The sequence below is a fragment of the Microbacterium sp. P26 genome, assembly GCF_023712585.1.
Taxonomy (GTDB): domain Bacteria; phylum Actinomycetota; class Actinomycetes; order Actinomycetales; family Microbacteriaceae; genus Microbacterium; species Microbacterium algihabitans_A.
The window spans coordinates 462,697-485,387 of sequence record NZ_JAMAXZ010000003.1; the positions used below are offsets into that span (position 1 = coordinate 462,697).

A 22,691-nucleotide genomic window follows, 5' to 3' on the forward strand; every position below is an offset into this window, starting at 1 on the left:
CGTCAGCGCTCGCTCTCGCTCGCGTTCCGCTGCGAGGCACGCTTGAGTCGGCTGTCGACGAAGAGGTACGCGAGCACCCAGGACGACAGGCCGAGACTCCACAGCACGGCCCCGCGCTGGTCGGTCAGGAGCGCCCACAATCCGCCAGATAGCAGCACGACCGCGACGATGCCGTAGACGACCAGGCTGACGCGGCGAGCCCGATTCATCTCGTGCCATCTCCGGCGCACCATCACTCCCGTCTTCGGTTCAGCCCATTCATGGCGACACCGTTCGCCCACCATCGCAGATCGCACCGTTTCACAGCGCGCCCTTGCGCCGCGATCCCCGGGTCGCCCCGCGGCATCCGCCCGCGTCATTCCCACCCCTGCTCCCCCGCTACGCTCGAACCGATGACTCCCCTCAGCGCTCCCCCGAGACGGCCAAGCGCGTGAGCGGGATCTTCACCGGCTTCGCGGTCGTCGGCCTCGCCGTGGTGGTGGGCTACATCATCGCCCGCATCGACCTGCTCGGGCCCCACGCGCGCCATGTGCTGAGCCGCCTGACATTCTTCGTGCTGTCGCCGTTCCTGCTGTTCACGGTGCTCGCGAAGGCCGACGTGGCGACGCTGTTCTCCGCGCTCCTGCCGGTGTCGATGATCACCGCGGCGGGCGTCATCCTGGTTTCGGTCCTGGTGTCCGCGCTGATCCTGCGCCGACCCGTGGGCGAGACCGTGATCGGCGCCCTGTCGGCCGGGCAGGTCAACAGCAACAACATCGGCATCCCGATCTCGCTCTACATGCTCGGCAACGCGGCCTACTCCGCGCCGGTGATCCTGTTCCAGTTGCTGATCCTCATGCCGATCGCCCTGTCGATCCTGGACGCCGCGACCTCGGGCTCGCGCAACATCGGACGCATCCTGCTGCAGACGGCGAAGAACCCGATGCTCATCGGATCGGCCCTCGGCGTGCTCGTGGCCCTGCTGGGCGTCGACCTGCCGCCGATCGTCTTCGACCCGCTCCAGCTGATCGCGGGGGCGTGCGTGCCGGTGCTGCTGATGTCGTACGGCATGTCGCTGTACGGCCAGCGGGTGCTCACCGAACCCGGGCGTCGCGTCGACGTCGTCATCGCGTCGGCTCTCAAGCTCGTGGCGATGCCCGCGCTGGCGTGGCTGGTCGCCGTCCTGTTCGGTCTTCCGGCCGACCAGGTGTTCATCGTCGTGGTGCTCGCGGCGCTGCCGACCGCGCAGAACGTGTTCAACTTCGCCCAGCGCTACGGCGTGGGCGAGATCCTCTCGCGCGACGTCGTGTTCATCTCGACCATCGGCTGCCTGCCGGTGCTGTTCGCGGTCGCGTTGCTGCTCGAGCACTCCCCCACCTGACCGCCATGCCGGGCGTGACGGCGTGCGTCGACCGCGGTCAAAAGTTTCACCGTCGGGTCTAGGGTGAGCACTGTTCCCAGCGTTCGCACAGAAAGGCTCGCCATGTCGCCCTCGTCAACGACCAACCCCGCCGTCGGAGCCGTGCGCACCGCGCTCGCCGTCAGCGGAGCCCTCTCGCTCGTGATCGGCCTGATCATCCTCATCTGGCCGGGTCGCACCGCCCAGGTGGCCGTCGGCATCATCGCCGTCTACGTCATCATCGCCGGCCTCGTGAACATCGGCATCGGCCTGTTCTGGCGCTCGGGCTGGGCGCGCATCGGCTATATCGTGCTCGGCATCCTGTTCATCGTCGCCGGCATCTTCTCGTTCGCGAACCTCCCCGCGACCACCGCATGGCTCGGGGTCTTCATCGGCACGCTCGTCGGCATCCTGTGGATCATCGAGGGCGTCGTCTCGCTCACCACCGCGAGCCACCAGTCGAAGGCGCGAGCCTGGACGATCTTCTTCGCGATCATCAGCATCGTCGCCGGAATCGTGCTGCTGTTCTCGCCGCTGCTCGGCGCGGTCACGCTGTTCATCCTGATCGGCTTCTCGCTGATCGTGCTCGGCGTCTTCCAGATCGTCCGGGCGATCCAGTTCGGCAAAGCGGCGTAAGGGTTCGCTCCGTCGGGTCGGGGGCCGTGCGCGCAACTCCGGAGATCCGCGCCGACGACCTGTCGCCGCCGCGCGATTCCACGGTCAGGCCGGGGAGCCACTGCCATTCCACCGGAGTTGGGCACCACCTCTCGGCGCGTCCTCGCAGACCGGAAAGACGAGGGCCCGGATGCCATGGCATCCGGGCCCTTCTCGACTCACGCGACCGGTAGGTACCGCCGCCACCAGTCGAGCACCGCATCGAAGCGCTGCACGCGGTGCTGCGGGCGACCGGAGCGCGTGAGCTCGTGGTCTTCGCCGGGGAAGACGAGCATCTCGGCGTCGACGCCGTTGCGCTTCAGCGCCGCGTAGTAGCGCGTCGCCTGATCGAGCGGGCACCGGTAGTCGAGCTCGGAATGCAGCACCAGCGTGGGCGTGCGCACCCGGTCGACCACGGCCATGGGGCTCTGCGCCGCGACGAGCTGCGGGTCTGTGCCGACGTACTCGTCGCCGAAGAACGACCCGATGTCGCTCGAGCCCGGAAAGGCCGCCGGGTCGAGGAAGCCGCGCTCGACGATCGAGGCCGCGAAGCGGTGCTCGTGCGCGATGATCCAGGCGGTGAGGTATCCGCCGTACGAGCCGCCCATGACCCCGACACGGTCCGCGTCGAGGCGCGGGTCGGCTGCGACCACGCCGTCGAAGAAGTCCATGACGTCGAAGAAATCGAGCGTTCCCATGCGGCGGCGGATCGCACGACCGTGCGCGCGGCCGTAGCCGGCACTGCCGCGGGGGTTGCTGTAGACGACGGCGTATCCGGCGTCGACGAGCACCTGCGTCTCGTCGAACAGGTGCACGCCGTACGAGGCGTAGGGCCCGCCGTGAATCTGCAGGATCACGGGGAACGGCCCCTCGCCCTCGGGAACGGCGACCCAGCCGTGCACGGGAGAGCCGTCGCGGCCGGTGATCTCGTGCTCCACGGGCACGACGACACCGCGTTCAGCAGCGCTCGCGCCGAAGCTCGTCAGTGCCCGCACCTCGCGTCCCTCGACGAGCACCAGTTCGCCCGCCGATTCGGGGGAGGCGACGGATGCCACGACCCGGCCGTGCGCGACGGCGTGGCCGTTCACCTCGAGGTCTCCGCCCAGCACCTCGGTCACCGCGCCGGTGCGCGTGACGCGCAGCAGGCGGACGCGGCCGCGCGTGCGATCCTGCACGAGCACGTCGTCGCCATCGAACGAGAGGTGGCTGCCCACCTCGCCGAGGTCGATCGACTCGGCATCCGTCAGCGCGCGGGGTCCGTCCGACTCGAGCGCGAACAGGGCGACGCCCGGTGCCACGAAGTCGGCCCCGCTCTCGCCCACGTCGTGCGCAAGCACGAACACCGCCCCGTCGGGCGCGACCGAAACCTCCGACACCGACAAGCTCTCGGCCGTGCCGAGCACCTCGCGCTGCTCTCCGCTGTCGACGGCCACGGCGACCACCCGGTCGCGCAGGTCGCGCCGCGCGGTCTCGATCACGTCGGGAACGCTCAGCAGCTCCGCGCCGTCGGCGCTCCACGCCACGCCTCCCCAGCTCGTCTCGCCGTGGGTGAGCTGCGCGGCGGGCTCGGCCACGACGCGCTTCTCGGGCGTCTCGAGGGCCGGCGCCGGCGGGTAGAACGGCTCGGCGTCGGTCGAGGGCACGTCGACGACGAACAGTTGCGCGGGACGATCGAGGTAACCGAGCCCGTTGGCGTGCCAGCGGATGCCGGTGATGCGGCGCGGCGGCTCGGCCGCGGCATCCCGCCCCTCGACCGTGCCGTAGCGGCCGGGTTCGGGCACCCGCGCGGTGAAGGCGAGCCGGCTGCCGTCGGGCGAGAACGCCAGAGCGGTCACTCCCCCGGGCTGATCGGTGACCTGCACGGGCTCGCCCCCGGTCGCGGCGACCACGAAGACCTGCGCGCGGCCCTTGTCGTCGGCACGCAGGAACGCGATCGTCGCATCGTCGGGCGACAGGCGCGGAGCCGCGTCGGCGACACCGCGCGTGAGACGGCGGGGCGAGCCGGCGGGCAAGTCGACCCGCCAGAGCTGCCCGACCGTGCGGTCGGCGGCGAGGTCGGGGCGCGAGGTCGCGAAGACCGCGAACGCCCCGAAGGCGGCGATCGTGGGCCGACCGACCCCGACCAGTGTCTCGATGTCGGTCGGCCGCATGCTCACTCGCCTCCGAACGAACCCGTGTCTCCGACGAGGCGGGTGTTGTCGGCGGGCACCGGCTCGACGGCGGCCTGGGCGACCTCGGCGGCGAACTCCGACACGTTGTAGAGCTTGCCGGCGTCTTCGCGGCGCGCCGAGATGGCGCCGGGGTTGGCCCGCTCGAGCAGGGTGGCCGTGATGGTGCCCTCGATCATGTCGCCCGAGACCACGGTGAACCCGATGCCGCGCTCTTCGAGGGCGGGGATCTTCTCGCGCAGGGCGTCTTCGCCGGCGCGCTTCGACAGGGCGACCGGCTCGTACTCGGGCATGGTCGGGGTGGTGCGAATGAAGTGCGCCTGGTGGCTGGTGACGAAGACCACGCGCGCGTCGTCCTTCAGAATCGGCAGGGCCGTCTCGAGCACGTTGACCTGCGCGTCGCGGTTGAGCAGCAGCGCGTAGTCCTCCGCCATGCCCGACTCCATGCCGCCCGAGGCGTTGAGCACGAGGATGTCGAGGCCGCCGAAGGTGCGCTCGACCTCGTCGAACATCGCCTTCACCGATTCGGGATCGGTCAGGTCGGCGCCGACCACCAGGGCCTCGACGCCGAGCTCGCGCAGCTGCGTGGCGAGCTTCTCGGCGCGGGGCGCCTTGTTGCGGAAGTTGATGACGACGTTCGCGCCGGCCTCGGCGAAGTAGCGGACGGTGTCGGCGCCGATGCCGCGCGACGAACCGGTGACGAGGGCGGTCTTGCCGCTCAGCGAGCCGGACGGGAGGGTCTGAGACACGGAAGTACTCCTGACGATTCGAAAGATCGACTCCCCAGCCTACCGACCGCCTTGCCACCGTCTCGGGTGACGCAGTCTGTGGGGTGGTTGAGAAGCGGCCCCGGTGTCGTACCCCGGTGCTACGTTCGGGCTCAGGAGGTGCGACATGGACGTTCTCTCCACTTTCGACACGTGGGCCTGGATCGGGTGGCTCGTGTTGATCCTGGTCTTCCTGGTCGTCGAGATGCTCACCGGTGAGCTGACGTTCCTCATGCTGTCCGTGGGCAGCGTGGTGGGTCTGGCCGCCGACCTGGTGGGCGCACCGCTGTGGCTGCAGGTGGTTCTGGCCGCCCTCGCCGCCGGAGCGCTGCTGACGTTCCTACGCCCGCCGTTGCTGCGACGCCTGCACCGCGGCGCCGACACCCGCCCGTCCAACGTCGAGGCCCTGCTCGGCCTCGAGGGTCTCGTGCTCTCGCGCATGTCACCGTCGGTCGCGGGGCAGGTCAAGCTCGCCAACGGCGACGTGTGGACCGCAAGGGCCGAGACCGACACCCGCATCGACCCCGCCACGCGCGTCGAGGTCGTCCGCATCGACGGCGCCACCGCCGTCGTGCGCCCCAAGGAACAGCGCGCCCACGACGACACCGCCAGCGACTAGGAGGCCGCGATGAACATCGACACTCTCATCCCCGTCACGATCGGCTGGGTGCTCGCGATCGTGGTGGCGGTCTTCGTCATCGTGGTGCTGTTCCGCTCGATCCGCATCATCCCGCAGGCCCGCGCGGGCGTGGTCGAGCGCCTCGGCAAGTACCACAAGACGCTCTCGCCCGGCCTGAACCTCGTCGTCCCCCTCGTCGACCGCGTGCGGCCGCTGCTCGACATGCGCGAGCAGGTCGTGTCGTTCCCGCCGCAGCCGGTGATCACCGAAGACAACCTCGTCGTCTCGATCGACACGGTGGTGTACTTCCAGGTGACCGACGCGCGCGCGGCGACCTACGAGATCGCCAACTACCTCGGCGCCGTCGAGCAGCTGACGACCACGACCCTGCGCAACGTCGTGGGTGGCCTCAACCTCGAGCAGGCGCTCACCAGCCGCGACAACATCAACGGCCAGTTGCGCGTCGTCCTCGACGAAGCCACGGGAAAATGGGGCATCCGGGTAGGACGCGTCGAGCTCAAGGCGATCGATCCTCCCCTCTCGATCCAAGACTCGATGGAGAAGCAGATGAGGGCCGAACGCGACCGCCGTGCCGCGATCCTGACCGCCGAGGGCTCGAAGCAGTCCCAGATCCTCGAGGCCGAGGGCCGGCGTCAAGCCGCGATCCTCGAGGCCGAGGGCGACAAGCAGGCCGCGGTCCTGCGCGCGCAGGGTGAGGCCGAGGCCATCCACTCGGTCTTCACCGCGATCCACGACGGCCGACCCGACGACAAGCTGCTCGCCTATCAGTACCTGCAGACCCTGCCGAAGATCAGCGACAGCGCCTCGAGCAAGCTGTGGATCATCCCGAGCGAGTTCACCGAGGCCCTCAAGGGCATCTCGGGGGCGTTCGCCTCGCGCACCGGTGACGGCGACTCCCCCGCGGTCGAGCCGCGCCCCTCCGCACCCTGATGACGCGGCATCCCTACCTCTCCCCCGACGCTCCGCGCGTGCTGGCCCATCGGGGCCTCGTGACTCCGGATGCCGCGGCCCTCGGCATCGCCGAGAACTCCTTCGCGGCGGTGGCCGAGGCGCACGCCGCCGGCGCGGTGTACGTCGAGTCGGACTGCCACCTGACCGCGGATGGCGTGGTCGTGCTGTTCCACGACGACGACCTGCAGCGCGTCGCGGGCGACCCGCGGGCGATTGCCGACGTGCGGGTGCGCGAGCTCGAGGAGCTGATGGCCGACCGCGGCGGCTTGATCACCTGCGCGCAGGCGCTCGAGGCGTTCCCCGACGTGAGGTTCAACCTCGACGTGAAGGCTGCGGCGGCGGCCGAGGGCGTCGGTCGACTCGTGGCCCCGCACGCGGAGCGCGTGCTCGTCACCAGTTTCTCCGACGAGCGACGCCTCGAGGCACTGCGCGCCGCCGCCACGGCCGGAGCCGCCCGGCGCCCGGCCACCTCCCCCGGTTCGGCGACGATCGCGCGTCTGGTCGCGGCGCGCGCGTTGCACCAGACCCGCCGCGTGCGGGCGCTGCTGGCCGATGTCGACGCCCTGCAGATCCCCGAGAAGCAGGGGCCGCTGCGGCTCGTGACACCGGGTCTGCTGCGCGACGCGCACACGGCCGGCGTCGAGGTGCACGTGTGGACGGTCAACGACGAGTCCGACATGGCGCGGCTGCTCGACGCGGGTGTCGACGGCCTCGTGACCGACCGCGCTGACGCGGCTCTGGCGCTGGTGAACGAACGAGGAACGGCGACTGTCTGAGCATCCTCTGTGAAAGCTGCCATGACGCCCGCTCTTCGAATAAAGCGCACAGGTGCGAACGTTATACATGGGGACCGACGAGAGGACCACAAAATGGCAGACCGCAGTCTCCGCGGCATCCGACTCGGCGCCCAAAGCCTCCAGAGCGAAGACGGCGTCGTGTTCCACGACCGTGCACAACACACCTATGTCTGCAGCACCTGCGGACGCGAGACCGTCCTGACCTTCGCGGCTGACGCCGAGGTTCCCGACGCGTGGGAATGCCGCACGTGCGGCGCCGAGGCGCTCCTGCGTGTCGGCGACAACATCGCGACCGTCGACCACTCGGGCGACAAGGCCGCCCGTACGCACTGGGACATGCTCCTGGAGCGTCGTACGCTGCCCGAGCTCGAGGAGCTGCTCGAAGAGCGCCTCGCCTTCGTGCGCGCCCGTCGTGGCGCAGGCAACGAGAAGCTCAGCGCGTAACCCGCTGCGCGACGAAGATCCAGACGCCGGTCCCTTCGGGGGCCGGCGTCTTCGTCGTTGCGCGATGCCGGCATCGCGTCCGCCGCAGCGACGATGTCCGACGTCGTTCCCGGATGCCGCGGGTCAGGCCCGAGGGCGACGGTGACACATCGCGACCACGAGACCCGCAGCCAGCAGCGGCTCAGACGCGCGGGCGACGGCGTCGCACCGCGACGGCCAGACCCGCCATCAACAACGCGACGATGCTCCCCCACCCGACCACGATCTTCACGGCGGGACCGATGGCGACCGCGGGGGTGAGGCCGGTGCGCAGCGGCACCTCGGTGAGCATGTGCCCGGCGGTGTCGATGGGCAGGGCGTCGAGGGTCGCCCCGTCGGGAGCGATCACCTGACTCGTGCCGACGGTCGAGAGGTTGACCACCGAGCGCCCGGTCTCGATCGCGCGCATCTGCGCGAAGGCCAGCTGCTGCAGGTTCTCGTCGGTGCCGCGGAAGTCGGCGTTGTTCGTCTGGAACATGTAGACCTCGGCGCCCTCGTTCGCGCCGTCCCACACGACGTCGTCGTAGATGACGTCGAAGCAGATCGCGAGGCCCACGCCGATGCCGTTCAGGTCGATCAGCGGGCGCGCCGTGCCGGGCGTGTACTCGCGCCCGATGAGGCCGATGAGGTCGGGGGCGAAGGGCTCCCAGAACGCCCGGTCGGGCACGTACTCGCCGAAGGGCACCGGATGCCGCTTGTCGTAGGTCTCACCGGTCTGCCCGTCGGCGGTCCACAGCAGCGAGGAGTTGAACAGCTCCGACCCGCGCTCGGTCACCGCCGAGACCAGCAGCGGCGCGTCGAGGCGCCGCGACAGCTCGGACAGCGCCGCGGAGGTCTGCGCGTTCGCGGTCGGATCGGAGTCGACCCCGCCCTCCGGCCACAGCACGACGTCCATGTCTTCACCGAAGAGGGGGGCGGATGCCGCGAGCTGGGCATTCAGCACGGCGTTGCGCGCGCGCTGGTCGAAGTACCCCGCCGGGCCGTTGCCCTGCACCGATCCGACGCGCAGCGACCCCGCGGCGGTCGTGGGGAACTGCGGCACCACGAGCAGAACGGCCAGGAGCGCCGCGACCGGGATCGCGCGCACCGCGCGGCGCACGCGCCCGCCCCGCACGACCTCGATGAGCATCGCGCACGCGAGCACCACGAGGAACGACAGCCCCGACATGCCCACCCACGACGCGACCTCGGCGAAGGGTCCGTTGACCTGCGAGACGCCGATGCGCCCCCAGGGGAACCCGCCGTAGGGCCACGAGCCCACGATCTGCTCGCGAAGGGTCCACAGCCCCGCGACGAGCGCCGGGAGCAGCAGAAGGCGGCCTACACGACCCGGGACCACCCGCGGCATCCACCGGTACGCGAGAGCGATCGGCGCCGCGAGCACCGCCGTCAGCAGCGACTCGAGCACCGACAGCGCGAGCCACGGGATCGGGCCGAGGTAGCGCGCCGTGAACAGCAGGTTGACCGAGAAGAACGCCGCCCCGAAGAGGAAGCCGATCAGCACGGCCGACCAGAAGCGGCGCCCGATCAGCACGACGAGGGCGAGCACGACCGCGGGGAAGGCCATCGGCCACCACGCCAAGGCGGGGAAGGCGGTGACGAGCAGAAGGCCGGCGACGACCGAGAGCGGCGCTGCGAACGCGAGCCGCACCAGCGGCGCCCGGGTCGGGGCCACCACGGCGGCAGTGGTCTCCGATGCGGCGCTCATGCCGACGTGTAGGCGACGATGCCGCGGCGCACGGCGTCGAGCGCGGTGCGGGCGGTCTTGGCCAGCCTGGGCTCGGCCACCAGCGAGATCTGATCGAGCAGGTCGATCGTCTGCTTCGCCCAGCGCACGAAGTCTCCGGCGGCCATGTCGGCCAGGGTCAGGACGCTGTCGAGCGGGAGGCCCTTCGCCCACGCGTGCATCGCCGGCGCGAGGCCGGAGGCGGGCGACTCGGAGCCCGGCAGCCGGTGGTCGCGTTCGAGGTCGTCGAGCTCCTGCCAGAGCGTGTGCGTGGCGTCCAGGGCCCCGCGGAAGGCACCGCGCGGCAGACCGCGCTCGCCCGGGCCCGCCTCGTCGCGCCGCGGCTCGTACACGAGGCAGCAGGCGAGGGCCGCGAGCGAGGGGGCGTCCAGCCCCTCCCACAGCCCCTGACGCAGCGACTCGGCCACGAGCAGGTCGCGCTCGCCGTAGATGCGGCGCATCGTGCGCCCGGCGCGCGTGAGCACCGTGGCACCGTCGTCTTCGATCGCCACGTACTCCAGCGCCGCGAGCACCTCGACCACGCGGTCGAACACGCGCGCGACGGTGCCCGTGCGCTGGTCGATCTGCTGGCGGGTCTTGTCGGTGCTGCGCTTGAGCTTCCAGTAGCGCTCCGCCCACCGGGCGTGGGCCTCGCGGTCGGGGCACGACTGGCACGGGTGCCGCTGCATGCGCTTGCGCAGCGACTGGATCTGCTGCTGCCGCTCATCGCGCAGACGGCGGGGCGCCGTGGCATCCCGTCGATTGATCTTCTCGAGATCGCTCAGCTCGCGCCGGATGGTGGAGTACTCGCGGAAGTCGCCGCGGTCGCACGTCATGGCCTTCTCGTAGCCGGCGAGCGATTCCTCGGCCTCCTTCACCTGGCGGGCGAGGCCCACCACCGAGCGGTCGGCCTGGAACTGCGCGAACGACGACTCGAGGATCTCGCGCGCCCGCGCCCGACCGAACTGGTCGATGAGGTTCACGGCCATGTTGTACGTCGGCCGGAAGCTCGAGTTGAGCGGGTAGGTGCGGCGCGAGGCGAGGGCGGCGACCGACTGCGGGTCGAGCCCCTCGGTGAACTGCACGACGGCGTGGCCCTCGACGTCGATGCCGCGCCGACCGGCGCGGCCGGTCAGCTGCGTGTACTCCCCCGACGTGATCGCGACGCGGGCCTCGCCGTTGAACTTCTCGAGCTTCTCGAGCACGACGGTGCGCGCCGGCATGTTGATGCCGAGCGCGAGCGTCTCGGTCGCGAAGACGACCTTGACGAGCTTGCGGCGGAACAGCTCTTCGACGACCTCTTTGAATGCCGGCAGGAGACCGGCGTGGTGCGCGGCCACCCCGCGCTCGAGGTTCTCCCGCCACTCCCAGAAGTGCAGCACGGCGAGGTCTTCGTCTTTGAGGGTGAAGGTCAGCTCGTCGACGATCTGGCGGATCTCGACCCGCTCCTCGGCGGAGGTGAGCCGCACGTTCGCCCGGCGCAGCTGCTGCACGGCGGCGTCGCAGCCGGCCCGGCTGAAGATGAAGAAGATCGCGGGCAGCAGGTGGTTGCGATGCAGCAGCTCGACGACCTCGGGTCGGTCGATGCGCTCGATGCGCGGGCCCTGCTGGGCGCGCAGCGGCTTGTGTCCGCCGCGGCGCTGGTGCGCGTGGCGCGGGCCGCCCGCGTGACGCTGCGAGCGGTACTCCTGCGCGCGCCGGTTGTTCTCGTACCCGCCGGCGTTGCCGCCGCGGATGCGCAGCAGCTCCTGGTTGACCTGCGCGGTGGCGACTCCGGCCCGGTCGTCGAACAGCGGCAGCAGGTCGCCGCGTACGAGCACGTGCTGCTCGAGGGGCACGGGCCGGGTCTCCGACACGATCACCTCGGTGTCGCCGCGCACGGTGTCGAGCCAGTCGCCGAACTCCTCGGCGTTCGACACGGTCGCCGACAGCGACACGAGCTTCACCGACGGCGGGAGGTGGATGATCACTTCCTCCCACACCGCCCCGCGGAAGCGGTCGGCGAGGTAGTGCACCTCGTCCATCACGACGAACCGCAGTCCGCGCAGCGCCGGGGAGTCGGCGTAGAGCATGTTGCGCAGCACTTCGGTGGTCATCACGACGATGCGCGCCGAGGCGTTGATGTTGGTGTCGCCGGTGAGCAGGCCGACCTCGTCGTCGCCGTAGATCTCCTGCAGTTCGTGGAACTTCTGGTTCGACAGCGCCTTGATGGGCGTGGTGTAGAACGCCTTGTCGCCGGGCTCGAGCATCGCGAGGTGGATCGCGAACTCGCCGACGATCGTCTTGCCGGCACCGGTGGGAGCGGCCACCAGCACGCTCCGGCCGTCCTCGAGGGCGTGACATCCGGCGATCTGGAAATCGTCGAGCTCGAAGCGCTGCATCTCGGCGAAGTCCGCCGTGTGCGGGTGCGCGGAACGGGCGGAGGCGCGCGCGAAACGCTCGGCCGGACTCGGCGAACTCACGCGAGAGGCCCTGACGGCATCTCCGCTGCGGCGAGTCGGCGCGCCTTGCGCCGGTCGAACAGCATCGAGACGCCGGCGGCCGCGAAGAACAGCACGGTGAGGATGCCGGCGAGCAGGAACATGCTGATGATGTCGGCGGCGGGGGTGGCGAGGGCCGAGAACAGGGTGGCGATGAGGATGGCCACGCGCCAGCCCTTGAGGATCGCCTTGCCGCTCATGACGCCGGCCACGTTGAGGGCGACGAGGAACACCGGCAGCACGAACGCGACGCCCACCACGATCAACAGCTTGAACACGAAGTCGTAGTAGTCGACGGCGTTGTAGAAGTTGACACCGCCCTCGGGGGTGAAGCCCCACATGAGCTCGATCACGTGCGGGACGATCAGCAGGCCCACCCAGCAGCCCATGAAGAAGAGCGGGACGGCGGATGCCACGAACCCGACCGTGTAGCGGATCTCTTTGCGCGTGAGCCCGGGCATGATGAACGCCCAGATCTGCCAGAGCCAGACCGGCGCCGAGAGGAAGATGCCGATCGTGAAGGCGATGCGCATGCGCAGGTCGAACGCCGAGGTCACCGAGGTGAAGTTCAGCGCCGAGAAGTCATCTCCACGCCTCTCGGCGATGACGCGGATCGGCTCGGTGATGAGGTGGATGATCGGGTCGGTGATGACGAAAGCCACCACCATGCCGACGACGAGCGCCAGCGCCGCGATCATGAGCCGCTTGCGCAGCTCGACCAGGTGCGCCCCGATCGACATGCGCTTGTCGCGCCGCGGCCCTTCGGGCACGTCGATGCGCGGCGGACCTGCCGTCACCACGGTTAGACGGTGGGGTCGGTCGACCTGCGCGGCTCGGGGGCGACGGACGGCGCAGTGCCGGCGTCGGTGGCGCGCGGGGCTTCGGGGGCGGCAGCGACCTCGTCGTCGCGCTTCATCTCTTTCATCTCGCTCTTGAACACGCGGGCCGACTGGCCCATGCTCTTCGCGAGCGCCGGCAGCTTGGCGGCACCGAAAAGCAGGAGGATCACAGCGAGAACGGCGAGCAGGTGCCATCCGGTCAGACCTTGCAACATGAGGACTCCTCGACTCGTTCGTGCGGAGCTCCAGTCTAACCCGCGTGGTTGCGGCGGGCTTCAGCCACGGCGCGCGGTCGGAAAACGGCCGCGATCAGCGGTACTGCGCGAGACCCGCCGCCGCCCAGGCGGCCGCCGCACGGCGTGCTCCGGCCGGTTCGAGCAGTTCGACCTCTCCCCCGCGGCGGGCGGCGAGGCGTTTGAGGCTCTGCTCGTCGGCGAGGCGGAGGGATGCCACGGCGGTGCCGTCGTCATCGTCGTCGACCTCGGCGCGCTCGAGATAGTCGGCGAGCAGCGGCGCGACGGCGCGGGGGAAGCGGAAACGCGCGACCACCTCGTCGTCGCTCGGGGCGAACAGCTCGGGCACCGGGTCGGCTCCGTGGATCGCCGGGGTGTCGGTCACGCTGGGCGCGCTCACGCGATCGAGGTGGAATGTGCGCACCGCCTGCCGCAGGTGGTCCCAGCCCTGCAGGTACCACTGGTCGTTGGCGATGTGCACCTTGATCGGATCCACCGTGCGGGTGGTCGGCTCGGCCCCCGGCGCGCGGTAGGTGAACGTGACGGCCACGCGGGCGCGCAGGGCGCGGTCGACCACGTCGCGCACGCCGTCGACCGGGCCGGGCGCCACGATCACCGGCGGCGGCGCGGTGGCGGCCCCTCGCGCGAGCTTGGCGAGCAGCGCCGTGACGAGCTCGCTGTCGCCGAAGCCCGGAAGGCTCCGCGCCAGCTGGAGCCCGGCGAGCAGAGCAGCGGCCTCGCGGGCCGTCAGCCGCGGCGACCGCTCCAGGCCCACGGTGTTCGTGATGGCGATGACGTCGTCGCGATCGAGCAGGTCCCAGTCGATGTCGAACAGGTCGTGCGGCAACTGCCAGTAGCCGCGTTCGCCAGGAAGGCCGATGACGGTGAGCCGCTCGACCATCGCGCGCATCTCGTCGACGGTCACGTCGAAGTCGGCCGCGGCCTCGGCCACGGGCACCTCGCCCTTGCCGAGCAGGTAGGGCACGAGCTGCAGCAGCAGGGCGGCCCGGTCGAGGGCGGCGACGGGGCGTTCGGGGATCACGCGGCACCCCCGTGCAGCACGACGGTCGCCTCGAGGCGGCGGATGACCTCGGCCCGCAGGTCGGCGGGCTCGACCACGCGCACCTCGGGTCCGTACGAGGCGAGCTCGTCGGCGAAGACGTGCAGGTCGACGTAGGGCACGACGATCCCCTGCGGGGCGTCCTGCGGCGCCTCCTGGGCCCGACGCGCGAGACGTAGCGAGGCCTCGGTGCCGGGGTGTACCTCCAGCAGGGCCCGCTGACGGGCGGCGACCGCGCGCAGCCCCGCCACCGCGCGCTCGCCCGCGCCCTCGAGCAGCTCGGGGGCGAACTTCTCGCGGCGCACGGTCACGTCGCCGACGATGCGCGAGAGCAGGAACGTGCGATCGGCGTCCATGTTGAGGTCGAACCCGTACACGTGCCAGCGCGCCTCGTACTCGACGAGGGCGAGGGGGCGGATGCGCCGCTCGCGCGGCTGCGCCTCGCCCGGGCGCAGGTAGGTGAAGGTCACGACGCGGTTCTGCTCGATCGCGCGCTGCAGCGTCGGGAACGAGGCGTCGCGCACGCGGATGCGCGGGGCGTAGCCGATGATCGGCTCGTCGACGGCGATGCCGAGCGCGCGGATCTTGCGCAGGCCACTGCGGGCGTCGGCCGAGAGTGACTCGCTCCCCCACACCCCGCCGGCGATGTTCAGCAGCGCGACCTCGGCCGGGCTGAACACGATGTCGTCGGGGAGCGCGTACTCCGCCGTGGGCACGCGGTAGCGCGCCTCGCGCAGGTCGTCGGGGTCGGCACGGTTGCCGATCGTCTCGATCGGCACGCCGAGTCCGCGGAGGTTCTCCTTGTCGCGCTCGAACATCTTCTCGAGCGCGTCCTTGGAGGCTCCGGCCTCGAGCTGCTCGCGATACCCGGTGACCGACGACAGGATCGTGTCCTTGGTGAGCCCCTGCTCGGTCGCCATGAGCGCGACCACGAGGTTCACCAGGCGCTCCTCGGGAGCGCTACGAGACGCAGTGGCGGACACTCGCCCATCCTAGGCGCGGTTGCGCGACCCGCCGCGGTGCCGCGGCGGGCGGATCGACCGACTCAGCCGACGGTGCCGAGGATGTCGACCACGTAGACCAGCGCGCTGCCGGCCGGCGCCTTGAGGATCTGCTGGTCCTGGTCGGTCTGGTCGGCGGGGACGACGACGAGTACCTGGGAGCCGACGGTCTGACCCTCGAGGGCGCTCGCGAGCGCCGGCGGCAGGCCCGAGACCTTCGCCTGCCCGGGCGCGCCGTTCTTCCAGGTCGACGCGAACGTCGTCTTGGCGCCCCACGCGACACCCTGCAGGTGGATGATCACCGAGGAGTCGGCGGTGACGGTCTCGCCGTCGCCCTTCTCGATCGTCTGCGAGCGCTCCTCGGTGGGCGCGTCGCCCGCGGGCATGACCACACCGGGCGTCCCGTCGGGTGCGCGCACGACCGAGGGCATGCCCGAATCGGCGTTGTACTGGTCGGCGCCGTCGGCGGCCGGGAGGAACACCTTGCGCACGTCGAAGACGAAGATCGCGCTGTCGCCCTCGTCGATGCCGAGCGCCTGCGCACCCTGCGCGCCGAGCTGGTCGCCGGGGAGGGCCACGGCCACGCGGGAGCCCTCTGCCACGCACTCGAGCATCGGGGACAGCGACGGGATCGCCTGGGTGAGACGCACAATCGGCGTCGCCGAGGCCACGTCGGAGGGGTACTGCGTCGCGATGACCTGAGCGCCGGTGGTCGCGTCGAGCACGGTCACGTCGACGAACGCCAGCTGGTTCTCGGTCGTGATGCGCTGCCCGTCACCCTCGATGAGGGTCTGCGTTCCGGCCTGCGAGGGCACGAAGGGCGAGCGCACCGAGACGGTGGGCGCGGAGCCGAAGTCGCCACTGGCGTCGACCACCGAGGCGATGGAGCTGTCGGTGGGGGTCGGGCACGACGAGGCGGCGGATGCCGAGCACCCGACGAGGCCCATTCCGGCCAGGGCGGTCACGGCAACGAGAGCGGGGAGTCTGCGCACCGGAACAGTTTAGGCGGTCGAACCTGTGTCCTCCGACGCAGCCCCCGCGACGGACTGCCGCACGCCCTCGGCCGACTTCTGCGCCTCGCGCACGCGCTTGCGCAGGTTCTTGTCGGTGATCTCGCGATCGCCCACCGCGCCGGGGGTCCACAGCTCCACGTCTTCGTCGCCGTAGCTCGACTTCGACGCGCGGCGCTTGACCTCGGGCGGGATCGCTCCGGGCGCGAGGCGCCGCGCCGTGATGAGGAAGCCCGTGTGCGCGACCATGCGGTGGTCGGGGCGCACCGCGAGACCCTCGACGTGCCATCCGCGCACCATCGTCTCGCTGGCATCCGGTTCGGTGAACAGCCCCGTCGCGCGGATGTACTCGGCCACACGGCTGAGCTGCGTCGCGGTGGCGATGTAGCACAGCACGACACCGCCGGGGGTGAGCGCGTCGGCGACGGCGTCGATGCACTCCCACGGGGCGAGCATGTCGAGCACGACACGATCGACGGATGCCGGCTCCACGGCATCCGGAAGGCTCTGCACCAGGTCGCCCACGACGACCTCCCACGTTGCGGGGGCCTCACCGTGGAACGTCTCGACGTTCGCGCGGGCGACCTCGGCGAACTCCTCGCGGCGCTCGAACGACAGCAGGCGGCCGGCCGGTCCGATCGCGCGCAGCAGCCACAGCGAGAGGGCGCCGGAGCCGACGCCGGCCTCCACCACCGTGGCCCCGGGGAAGATGTCGGCCTGCGCGAGGATCTGCGCGGCGTCCTTGGGGTAGACGATCGCCGCGCCACGCGGCATCGACATCACGAAGTCGCGCAGCAGCGGGCGCACGGCGAGGTAGTCGTGGCCCGAGCTGTTGGTGACGACGCTGCCGTCGGGCTGGCCGACGAGCAGCTCGTGCTTGAGCACGCCGTTGTGGGTGTGCAGCTCGCCCGCCTCGCGCAGGGTGATGGTGTGCATGCGACCCTTGGGGCCGGTCAGCTGCACCCGGTCGCCGACCCGGAAGGGGCCGCTCAGGTGGGGGGTCTCGCTCATCGGGTGATCCGCGTCTCGTCGGGGTGGATGGGGGTGTGCGCGGCGTGCAGCGCGCGGAGGTCGGAGGCGGTGCGTCCGGAGAGGCTGGGCCACAGCTGCGCGGCGCCGACGCCCTCGAGCGACACCATGTGCGGCACGCCGAGGCTCACGGCACCGCTGGCGATGGCCGAGCGCAGCCCGTTGGGCGAGTCCTCGATCGCGACGGTGTCGGTGATGTCGACGCCGAGCGCCGCGGCCGCCTGCAGGTAGGGGTCGGGGAAGGGCTTGGGTCGTTCGACGTCGTCGCCGGCGACCACGACGTCGAACGCCGGGAAGTCGATCAGGTCGGCGACCGTCAGCGCCATGCGGCGCATCGACATGGTCACCAGTCCGGTCTTCACACCCGCCGCGCGCAGGTCGGCGAGCAGTTCGTACGCGCCCGGGCGGAACGGCACGCCGACGGTCGCGAGCTGGCGCAGCACCTCGTCGGTCAGGTACGCGATGATCTCGTCGACGCTCCACGGCACGCCGGCGTTCTGCAGGAGCCCGGCCGAATCTTCGAGTGCGAGGCCGACCATGCCGAGGGCCTGTTCGTGCGACCACGTGCCGCCGAAGCGCTCCACGAGCGGGGTCTCCGCGGCCATCCAGTACGGCTCGGTGTCGACGAGCGTGCCGTCCATGTCCCACAGGACCGCGGCGAGGGCGGGAGAAGTCATCGTTCCATCGTATCGAGCGCGGGTGTCGCGCCCGCACCCGCTCGCACCTCGGGCCGCGCCCGGCGGTCGGGCCGCTCCGGCCGCAGTCTCGCCCGTGCGCCTATTCTGGAGGTCAGCCCCGACGGGGCAGAGGAGGTTGCGTGGACGCACTGGGTCGCCGGATCATCGTCGCCGCTTTCGACGGCTGGAACGACGCCGGAGAAGCCGCGTCGGCCGCCGCCGCGATGCTGCGGGCGGATGCCGAGTACGAGGTCGTGCACACGGTCGACCCCGAGCTCTACTTCGACTACCAGTACACGCGCCCGCAGGTCGGACTCGACGCCGAGGGGCGTCGCACCCTGACCTGGCCCGAGGCGAAACTTCTGCGCCCCGTCGAACGCTCCGACGACGCCGAGATCTGGTTGCTCGTGGGAGTGGAGCCCGCCCGCGCGTGGCAGGCCTTCGCCGCCGAGTTCATCGACGTCGCGCTGCGTGAAGACGTCACCGGCTTCGTCGCGCTCGGCTCGATGATGTCGGATGTGCCGCACACCCGGCCCATCTCGGTCTTCGCCGGCAGCGACAACGAGGTGGTCCGACAGGAGCTCGGACTCGAGCGGAGCCTGTACGAGGGGCCTGTCGGCATCCTGAGCGCCATCGGCGTGGTCTCCGAGACCGTGGGCATTCCCACCGCCAGCCTCTGGGCGAGCGTGCCGCACTACGTCGCCGGTCACACCCCCTCGCCCAAGGCCACCCTCGCCCTCCTCGAGAAGCTCGAGGCGGTCACCGGCATCACCGTGCCTCGCGGCGACCTCGAGGTCGAGTCGCGGGCCTGGGAGGCCTCGATCGACGCCGCCGCCGCGGACGACGAGGAGATGACGGAGTACATCCACCAGCTCGAGCAGACCCGCGACACGTGGGACTCCCCCGAGGCCTCCGGAGACGCGATCGCCCAGGAGTTCGAGCGGTACCTGCGCCGGGGCGGCGACGGCCCGACCAAGCCCGGCCGCGACGACCCGCCGCGTCGCTGAACGCCTCGTCCCGGCCCTTCGACAGGCTCACGGACCCTCCACCGCACACGACGACGGCGCCGCCCCGATCGGGACGGCGCCGTCGTGGCATCCGGGATCAACTCGCGATGATCGTCGACTCCGCGGGGATGACGCCGAGCACCAGCAGCACCATGATCAGCACGCCCAGGGCGACGCGGTAGATCACGAACGGCAGGAAGCTGCCGCGCTTGAGGTACTGCATGAGGAACGCGATCACGACGTAGCCCACGACGAACGCGATGATCGTCGCGATGGCCGTCTCGCCGAGCGTGTACGGGCCGGTGCCCTCGTCGAAGCTCTTGTAGAGCTCGAACAGACCGCTGGCGAACACCGCGGGCACGGCGAGCAGGAACGAGTACTCCGCGGCGGCGGTGCGCTTGTATCCGAGCGCGCGGCCGAGCGTCGTGGTGGCACCCGAGCGCGAGACGCCGGGCACGAGCGCGAGGGCCTGGGCGAAACCGTAGGCGATGCCGTGCGGGTAGGTGAGGTCGTCGAGGTCGCGGCGACGCTTTCCGTAGTGGTCGGCGAGGCCGAGCAGGATGCCGAAGACGATGAGCACGACGGCCGTGATCCACAGGCTCCGGAAGTTGTCGCGGATGAGGCTCTGCAGCAGCACACCTAGAAGGGCGATGGGGATCGTGCCGATGATCACGAGCCAGCCCATGCGGGCGTCGGGGTCGTTGCGCGGCACCTTGCCGGTGAGCGAGCCGAACCAGCGCGAGATCACGCGGGCGATCTTCTTGCGGAAGTAGATCAGCACGGCGAGCTCGGTGCCGATCTGGGTGATGGCGGTGAAGGTCGCGCCCGGGTCGGTCTGCGACGGGAGGAACTCGCCCACGATGCGCAGGTGCGCACTGGAGGAGATGGGGAGGAACTCGGTCAGGCCCTGGACGAGCCCGAGGATGATCACCTCGAAGATGTGCATTCGGTCCTTCAGTACGTTCGGAGGAGGTCGGCGAGAACTCGTCGACCGAACTCGAGCGCGTCGACGGGGACGCGCTCGTCGACACCGTGGAACATCCCGGTGAAGTCGAGGTCGGCGGGGAGTCGCAGCGGCGCGAATCCGTAGCCGGCGATGCCGAGGGCCGAGAGCGCCTTGTTGTCGGTGCCGCCGCCCATCAGGTACGGCAGCACGGGCACGCCCGGGTCGTGGCGGCCGAGCTGGGCGACCATGGCGTCGACGAGGTCGCCCGAGAACGGCACCTCAAGCCCGATGTCCTGGTGCACGATCTCGATGTCGACGTCGGGCCCGACGATGCGGCGGATGTCGGCGAGGGCGGCCTCTTCGGTCCCCGGCAGCACGCGCACGTCGATCAGCGCCTCGGCGCGGTCGGGGATGACGTTGTGCTTGTAGCCCGCGGTGAGTCCGGTGGGGTTGGTGGTGGTCCGCAGCGTCGAGCGGATGAACGCGGATGCCGCGCCCGTGCGCAACGCGAGGGCGTCGGGGTCGCCCGCGTCGTCACCGGTGATGTCGGCGAGGCCCGCCAGCAACTGCGAGGTCGTGTCGGTGAGGCGGATCGGCCACTCGGTGCGGCCGAGGGCGGCGACGGCTTCGGCGAGCTTCGTCACGGCGTTGTCGGGGTGCAGGCCGCTGCCGTGGCCGGCGCGACCGCGGGCGACGAGCTTGAGCCACACGAGCGCCTTCTCGCCGACCTGCAGCAGGTAGGCACGGCGGCCGCCGACGGCGATGGAGTAGCCCCCGACCTCGCTGATGGCCTCGGTCGCGCCCGCGAACCACTCGGGTCGGTCGCGGATGACCAGGGCCGAACCTTCGACTCCGCCGTTCTCTTCGTCGGCGAAGAAGGTCACGATGATGTCGCGCTCGGGCTGCTCCCCTGCGCGCACGAGGTCGGCCACGGCGGTGAGGATCATGGCGTCCATGTCCTTCATGTCGACCGCGCCACGGCCCCACAGCACGCCGTCGCGGATCTCTCCTGCGAACGGGTCGACGCTCCAGTCCTCGGCCACGGCGGGCACGACGTCGAGGTGCCCGTGCAGCACGAGGGCCGGCTTGTCGCGGTTGCGCCCAGGGATGCGCGCGCACACGTTGGTACGGCGTTCGACCGGCTCGTAGTACTCGGTCGTGAGGCCGAGGTTCTCGAGGTAGGCCCCGACGTACTCGGCGGCCTCGCGTTCGCCGTTGGCCCGCCCCCCGCCGTAGTTGGAGGTGTCGAACCGGATGAGGTCGGATGCGACGTGCGCGACCTCGGGCAGGTAGGGGACGACCGTGGGCATGGCCACTACGGTACCTGCGGCGGGGGCGCTCCCCCGACGCGTGACGCCCCACGGCACGCTCCGCCGGCGCGCAGGACGCGCCCGGGCTGCTCCACCGGTTCGAGGCGCGGCTGAGAGCGTGGTAATGTCGTTCCTCGTTGCGAAAGCGACAAATCACCCAGATGCGCGGGTGGCGGAATAGGTAGACGCGCTAGCTTGAGGTGCTAGTGCCCTTTAACGGGCGTGGGGGTTCAAGTCCCCCCTCGCGCACACACGAGAAAGACCCCCCGGGTTCATCCCGGGGGGTCTTTCTCGTGTGTGCGACAGGGTAGGGCTTGGACCCGTATGGGGTTGGGCCCCACCCGACGGCATCCGCCCCCTTCCCGCTCCCCTCACCCCCACGGCATCCGGACCCCCGTCCGAGATCCCGTGACGCCGCGGTAACACCGATGTGACATCACGCGCTTAGCGTCGGGCCATGGCTTCTTTCCACGTGCCCACGATCGACATCTCGGCGTGGGTGGGTCCCGGTCCCGACCATGCCCGCGCGGCGGTGGTCGCGGCGGTCGACCACGCGTGCCGCACCGTGGGGTTCATGCAGATCGTGGGGCACGGGGTTCCGGATGCCGTGCTGCACGACCTCGAGGACGCGCTGGACGAGTTCTTCGGCCTCCCGCTCGAGGCGAAGAAGGCGTACGTGCGGCCGGCGGGTGAGAACCGCGGGTACAGCCCGCCCAAGAGCGAGTCGCTGAGCTACAGCCTCGGGGTGGATCCGGTGACGCGCATGAACGACTTCTTCGAGGCGTTCAACGTCGGCACGTCGTGGCAGGAGTATCCGGGGGCATCGGTATCGCCTGAGGATTACGCGACGAACACCTGGCCCGCTGAGACGGCGCTGTTCGAGCCGGCCGTGCGCACCTACTACGACGAGGCGCGACGGGTCGCCCACACGCTCACCCGCATCTTCGCGGCGGCGTTGCGCGTGCGCGACGACTTCTTCGACGAGCTGACCGACCACTCCATCGACGTGCTGCGGATGAACAACTACGCCCTGCCGCCGGGGTCGATCGAGCTCGGCGCCGAGTTGACGGGCATGGGCGAGCACACCGACTTCGGACTCGTCACGGTGCTGTGGGCCGATCAGGTGGCGGGCCTGCAGGTGCTCGGGCTCGACGGGTCGTGGAACGATGTCGCGCCCGCCGACGGCGCCCTGCTGGTCAATCTCGGCGACGTCGCCGCGCGACTCACCAACGACAAGTGGCTCTCGACCCTGCACCGCGTGAAGCCGCCGGTGATCGACGGCACGATCGAGCGGCGGCGCTCGGCGGCGTTCTTCCACGACGGCAACGCGGATGCCGTGGTGGGCCCCCTGCCGCATTTCGTCACCGCCGAGGCTCCTGCGCTGTACGAGCCGGTCACGGTGAGCGAGCACATCGCCGCGAAGCTGGCCGGGTCGCGTGCCGGGCGCAAGAACGTTTCCGCGGTGCGTGAGGCCGCACGAGTGGCCGCGGCGAGCCGAACCTGAGCGCGGGTGGCGCGGCCGGTCGCGCGGGTGG

At 70.7% G+C, this 22,691-nt stretch carries 22 protein-coding genes and 1 tRNA gene; 9 read left to right on the forward strand and 14 right to left on the reverse strand.

Features of this window, described 5'->3' with window-relative positions; genetic code table 11:
* Positions 1-2: 2 nt before the first annotated feature.
* Positions 3-209 (reverse strand): hypothetical protein, encoded by a 207-nt coding sequence (locus M3667_RS08715; protein WP_251507343.1) that lies wholly within the window; start codon positions 207-209, stop codon positions 3-5.
* A 221-nt stretch (positions 210-430) separates the two neighbouring features.
* On the opposite strand from M3667_RS08715, the gene M3667_RS08720 reads away from it, so the two are divergent.
* Both M3667_RS08720 and M3667_RS08725 read left to right on the forward strand, forming a co-directional pair.
* Positions 431-1,360 carry an AEC family transporter gene (locus M3667_RS08720; RefSeq protein WP_251507345.1) on the forward strand — a complete coding sequence of 310 codons (930 nt, stop codon included), beginning with the start codon at positions 431-433 and terminating at the stop codon, positions 1,358-1,360.
* A 102-nt stretch (positions 1,361-1,462) separates the two neighbouring features.
* Positions 1,463-2,014 (forward strand): HdeD family acid-resistance protein, encoded by a 552-nt coding sequence (locus tag M3667_RS08725; protein ID WP_251507347.1) that lies wholly within the window; start codon positions 1,463-1,465, stop codon positions 2,012-2,014.
* Between the two features lie 197 nt (positions 2,015-2,211).
* Here the strand turns inward: M3667_RS08725 and M3667_RS08730 are convergent, their stop codons facing one another.
* Together M3667_RS08730 and M3667_RS08735 are read right to left on the reverse strand one after the other, a co-directional pair.
* Complete coding sequence (locus M3667_RS08730; protein WP_251507349.1) at positions 2,212-4,182, reverse strand: S9 family peptidase; 1,971 nt, start codon at positions 4,180-4,182, stop codon at positions 2,212-2,214.
* A gap of 2 nt (positions 4,183-4,184) precedes the next feature.
* The gene (locus M3667_RS08735) at positions 4,185-4,949 is read right to left on the reverse strand and encodes an SDR family oxidoreductase (protein WP_251507351.1); all 765 of its coding nucleotides are present in this window, start codon (positions 4,947-4,949) and stop codon (positions 4,185-4,187) included.
* Positions 4,950-5,094: 145 nt separating this feature from the next.
* Between M3667_RS08735 and M3667_RS08740 the strand changes: the two genes are divergently transcribed.
* The 4 genes from M3667_RS08740 to M3667_RS08755 all read left to right on the forward strand — a co-directional run bounded on the left by M3667_RS08740 (position 5,095) and on the right by M3667_RS08755 (position 7,799).
* Positions 5,095-5,586 carry an NfeD family protein gene (locus M3667_RS08740; protein WP_251507353.1) on the forward strand — a complete coding sequence of 164 codons (492 nt, stop codon included), beginning with the start codon at positions 5,095-5,097 and terminating at the stop codon, positions 5,584-5,586.
* Between the two features lie 9 nt (positions 5,587-5,595).
* Positions 5,596-6,537, forward strand: a complete 942-nt coding sequence (locus M3667_RS08745) for an SPFH domain-containing protein (protein WP_251507356.1) — start codon at positions 5,596-5,598, stop codon at positions 6,535-6,537.
* Positions 6,537-7,334: a glycerophosphodiester phosphodiesterase family protein gene (locus tag M3667_RS08750; protein ID WP_251507358.1), complete on the forward strand. Its 798-nt coding sequence runs from the start codon at positions 6,537-6,539 to the stop codon at positions 7,332-7,334. Before M3667_RS08745 ends, M3667_RS08750 begins: the two co-directional genes overlap by 1 nt.
* A gap of 93 nt (positions 7,335-7,427) precedes the next feature.
* Positions 7,428-7,799: an RNA polymerase-binding protein RbpA gene (locus M3667_RS08755; protein WP_144833335.1), complete on the forward strand. Its 372-nt coding sequence runs from the start codon at positions 7,428-7,430 to the stop codon at positions 7,797-7,799.
* A gap of 181 nt (positions 7,800-7,980) precedes the next feature.
* Here the strand turns inward: M3667_RS08755 and lnt are convergent, their stop codons facing one another.
* The 9 genes from lnt to M3667_RS08800 form a co-directional block, all read right to left on the reverse strand.
* The gene (gene lnt / locus M3667_RS08760) at positions 7,981-9,546 is read right to left on the reverse strand and encodes an apolipoprotein N-acyltransferase (RefSeq protein ID WP_251507360.1); all 1,566 of its coding nucleotides are present in this window, start codon (positions 9,544-9,546) and stop codon (positions 7,981-7,983) included.
* Positions 9,543-12,026 (reverse strand): RNA helicase, encoded by a 2,484-nt coding sequence (locus M3667_RS08765; RefSeq protein ID WP_251507362.1) that lies wholly within the window; start codon positions 12,024-12,026, stop codon positions 9,543-9,545. The genes lnt and M3667_RS08765 overlap by 4 nt, the downstream gene beginning before the upstream one ends.
* A complete protein-coding gene (gene tatC, locus M3667_RS08770; RefSeq protein ID WP_251507528.1) occupies positions 12,023-12,784 on the reverse strand; it encodes a twin-arginine translocase subunit TatC in 762 nt (253 codons plus the stop codon). The genes M3667_RS08765 and tatC overlap by 4 nt, the downstream gene beginning before the upstream one ends.
* A 62-nt stretch (positions 12,785-12,846) precedes the next feature.
* Positions 12,847-13,098, reverse strand: a complete 252-nt coding sequence (tatA, locus tag M3667_RS08775) for a Sec-independent protein translocase subunit TatA (protein WP_144833330.1) — start codon at positions 13,096-13,098, stop codon at positions 12,847-12,849.
* Between the two features lie 94 nt (positions 13,099-13,192).
* Positions 13,193-14,158 (reverse strand): WYL domain-containing protein, encoded by a 966-nt coding sequence (locus M3667_RS08780; protein ID WP_251507364.1) that lies wholly within the window; start codon positions 14,156-14,158, stop codon positions 13,193-13,195.
* Complete coding sequence (locus M3667_RS08785) at positions 14,155-15,159, reverse strand: WYL domain-containing protein (protein ID WP_251507366.1); 1,005 nt, start codon at positions 15,157-15,159, stop codon at positions 14,155-14,157. Before M3667_RS08785 ends, M3667_RS08780 begins: the two co-directional genes overlap by 4 nt.
* Before the next feature lie 62 nt (positions 15,160-15,221).
* Positions 15,222-16,169, reverse strand: a complete 948-nt coding sequence (locus M3667_RS08790; RefSeq protein WP_251507369.1) for an FKBP-type peptidyl-prolyl cis-trans isomerase — start codon at positions 16,167-16,169, stop codon at positions 15,222-15,224.
* A 9-nt stretch (positions 16,170-16,178) separates the two neighbouring features.
* The gene (locus tag M3667_RS08795; RefSeq protein ID WP_251507371.1) at positions 16,179-17,198 is read right to left on the reverse strand and encodes a tRNA (adenine-N1)-methyltransferase; all 1,020 of its coding nucleotides are present in this window, start codon (positions 17,196-17,198) and stop codon (positions 16,179-16,181) included.
* The gene (locus tag M3667_RS08800) at positions 17,195-17,893 is read right to left on the reverse strand and encodes an HAD family phosphatase (RefSeq protein WP_251507374.1); all 699 of its coding nucleotides are present in this window, start codon (positions 17,891-17,893) and stop codon (positions 17,195-17,197) included. Before M3667_RS08800 ends, M3667_RS08795 begins: the two co-directional genes overlap by 4 nt.
* Before the next feature lie 140 nt (positions 17,894-18,033).
* Between M3667_RS08800 and M3667_RS08805 the strand changes: the two genes are divergently transcribed.
* Positions 18,034-18,900, forward strand: a complete 867-nt coding sequence (locus M3667_RS08805; protein ID WP_144833320.1) for a PAC2 family protein — start codon at positions 18,034-18,036, stop codon at positions 18,898-18,900.
* A gap of 97 nt (positions 18,901-18,997) precedes the next feature.
* On the opposite strand, the gene M3667_RS08810 is transcribed toward M3667_RS08805, so the two are convergent.
* Both M3667_RS08810 and M3667_RS08815 read right to left on the reverse strand, forming a co-directional pair.
* A complete protein-coding gene (locus M3667_RS08810; protein WP_251507376.1) occupies positions 18,998-19,846 on the reverse strand; it encodes an undecaprenyl-diphosphate phosphatase in 849 nt (282 codons plus the stop codon).
* 8 nt (positions 19,847-19,854) lie between these two features.
* Complete coding sequence (locus M3667_RS08815) at positions 19,855-21,156, reverse strand: M20/M25/M40 family metallo-hydrolase (protein WP_251507378.1); 1,302 nt, start codon at positions 21,154-21,156, stop codon at positions 19,855-19,857.
* 163 nt (positions 21,157-21,319) lie between these two features.
* Here M3667_RS08815 and M3667_RS08820 point away from each other — a divergent pair.
* Both M3667_RS08820 and M3667_RS08825 read left to right on the forward strand, forming a co-directional pair.
* Positions 21,320-21,405 (forward strand) — tRNA-Leu (locus M3667_RS08820).
* Positions 21,406-21,613: 208 nt separating this feature from the next.
* On the forward strand, positions 21,614-22,660 hold the full coding sequence (locus tag M3667_RS08825) for an isopenicillin N synthase family oxygenase (RefSeq protein WP_251507380.1): 1,047 nt from the start codon (positions 21,614-21,616) through the stop codon (positions 22,658-22,660).
* Positions 22,661-22,691 lie beyond the last annotated feature (31 nt).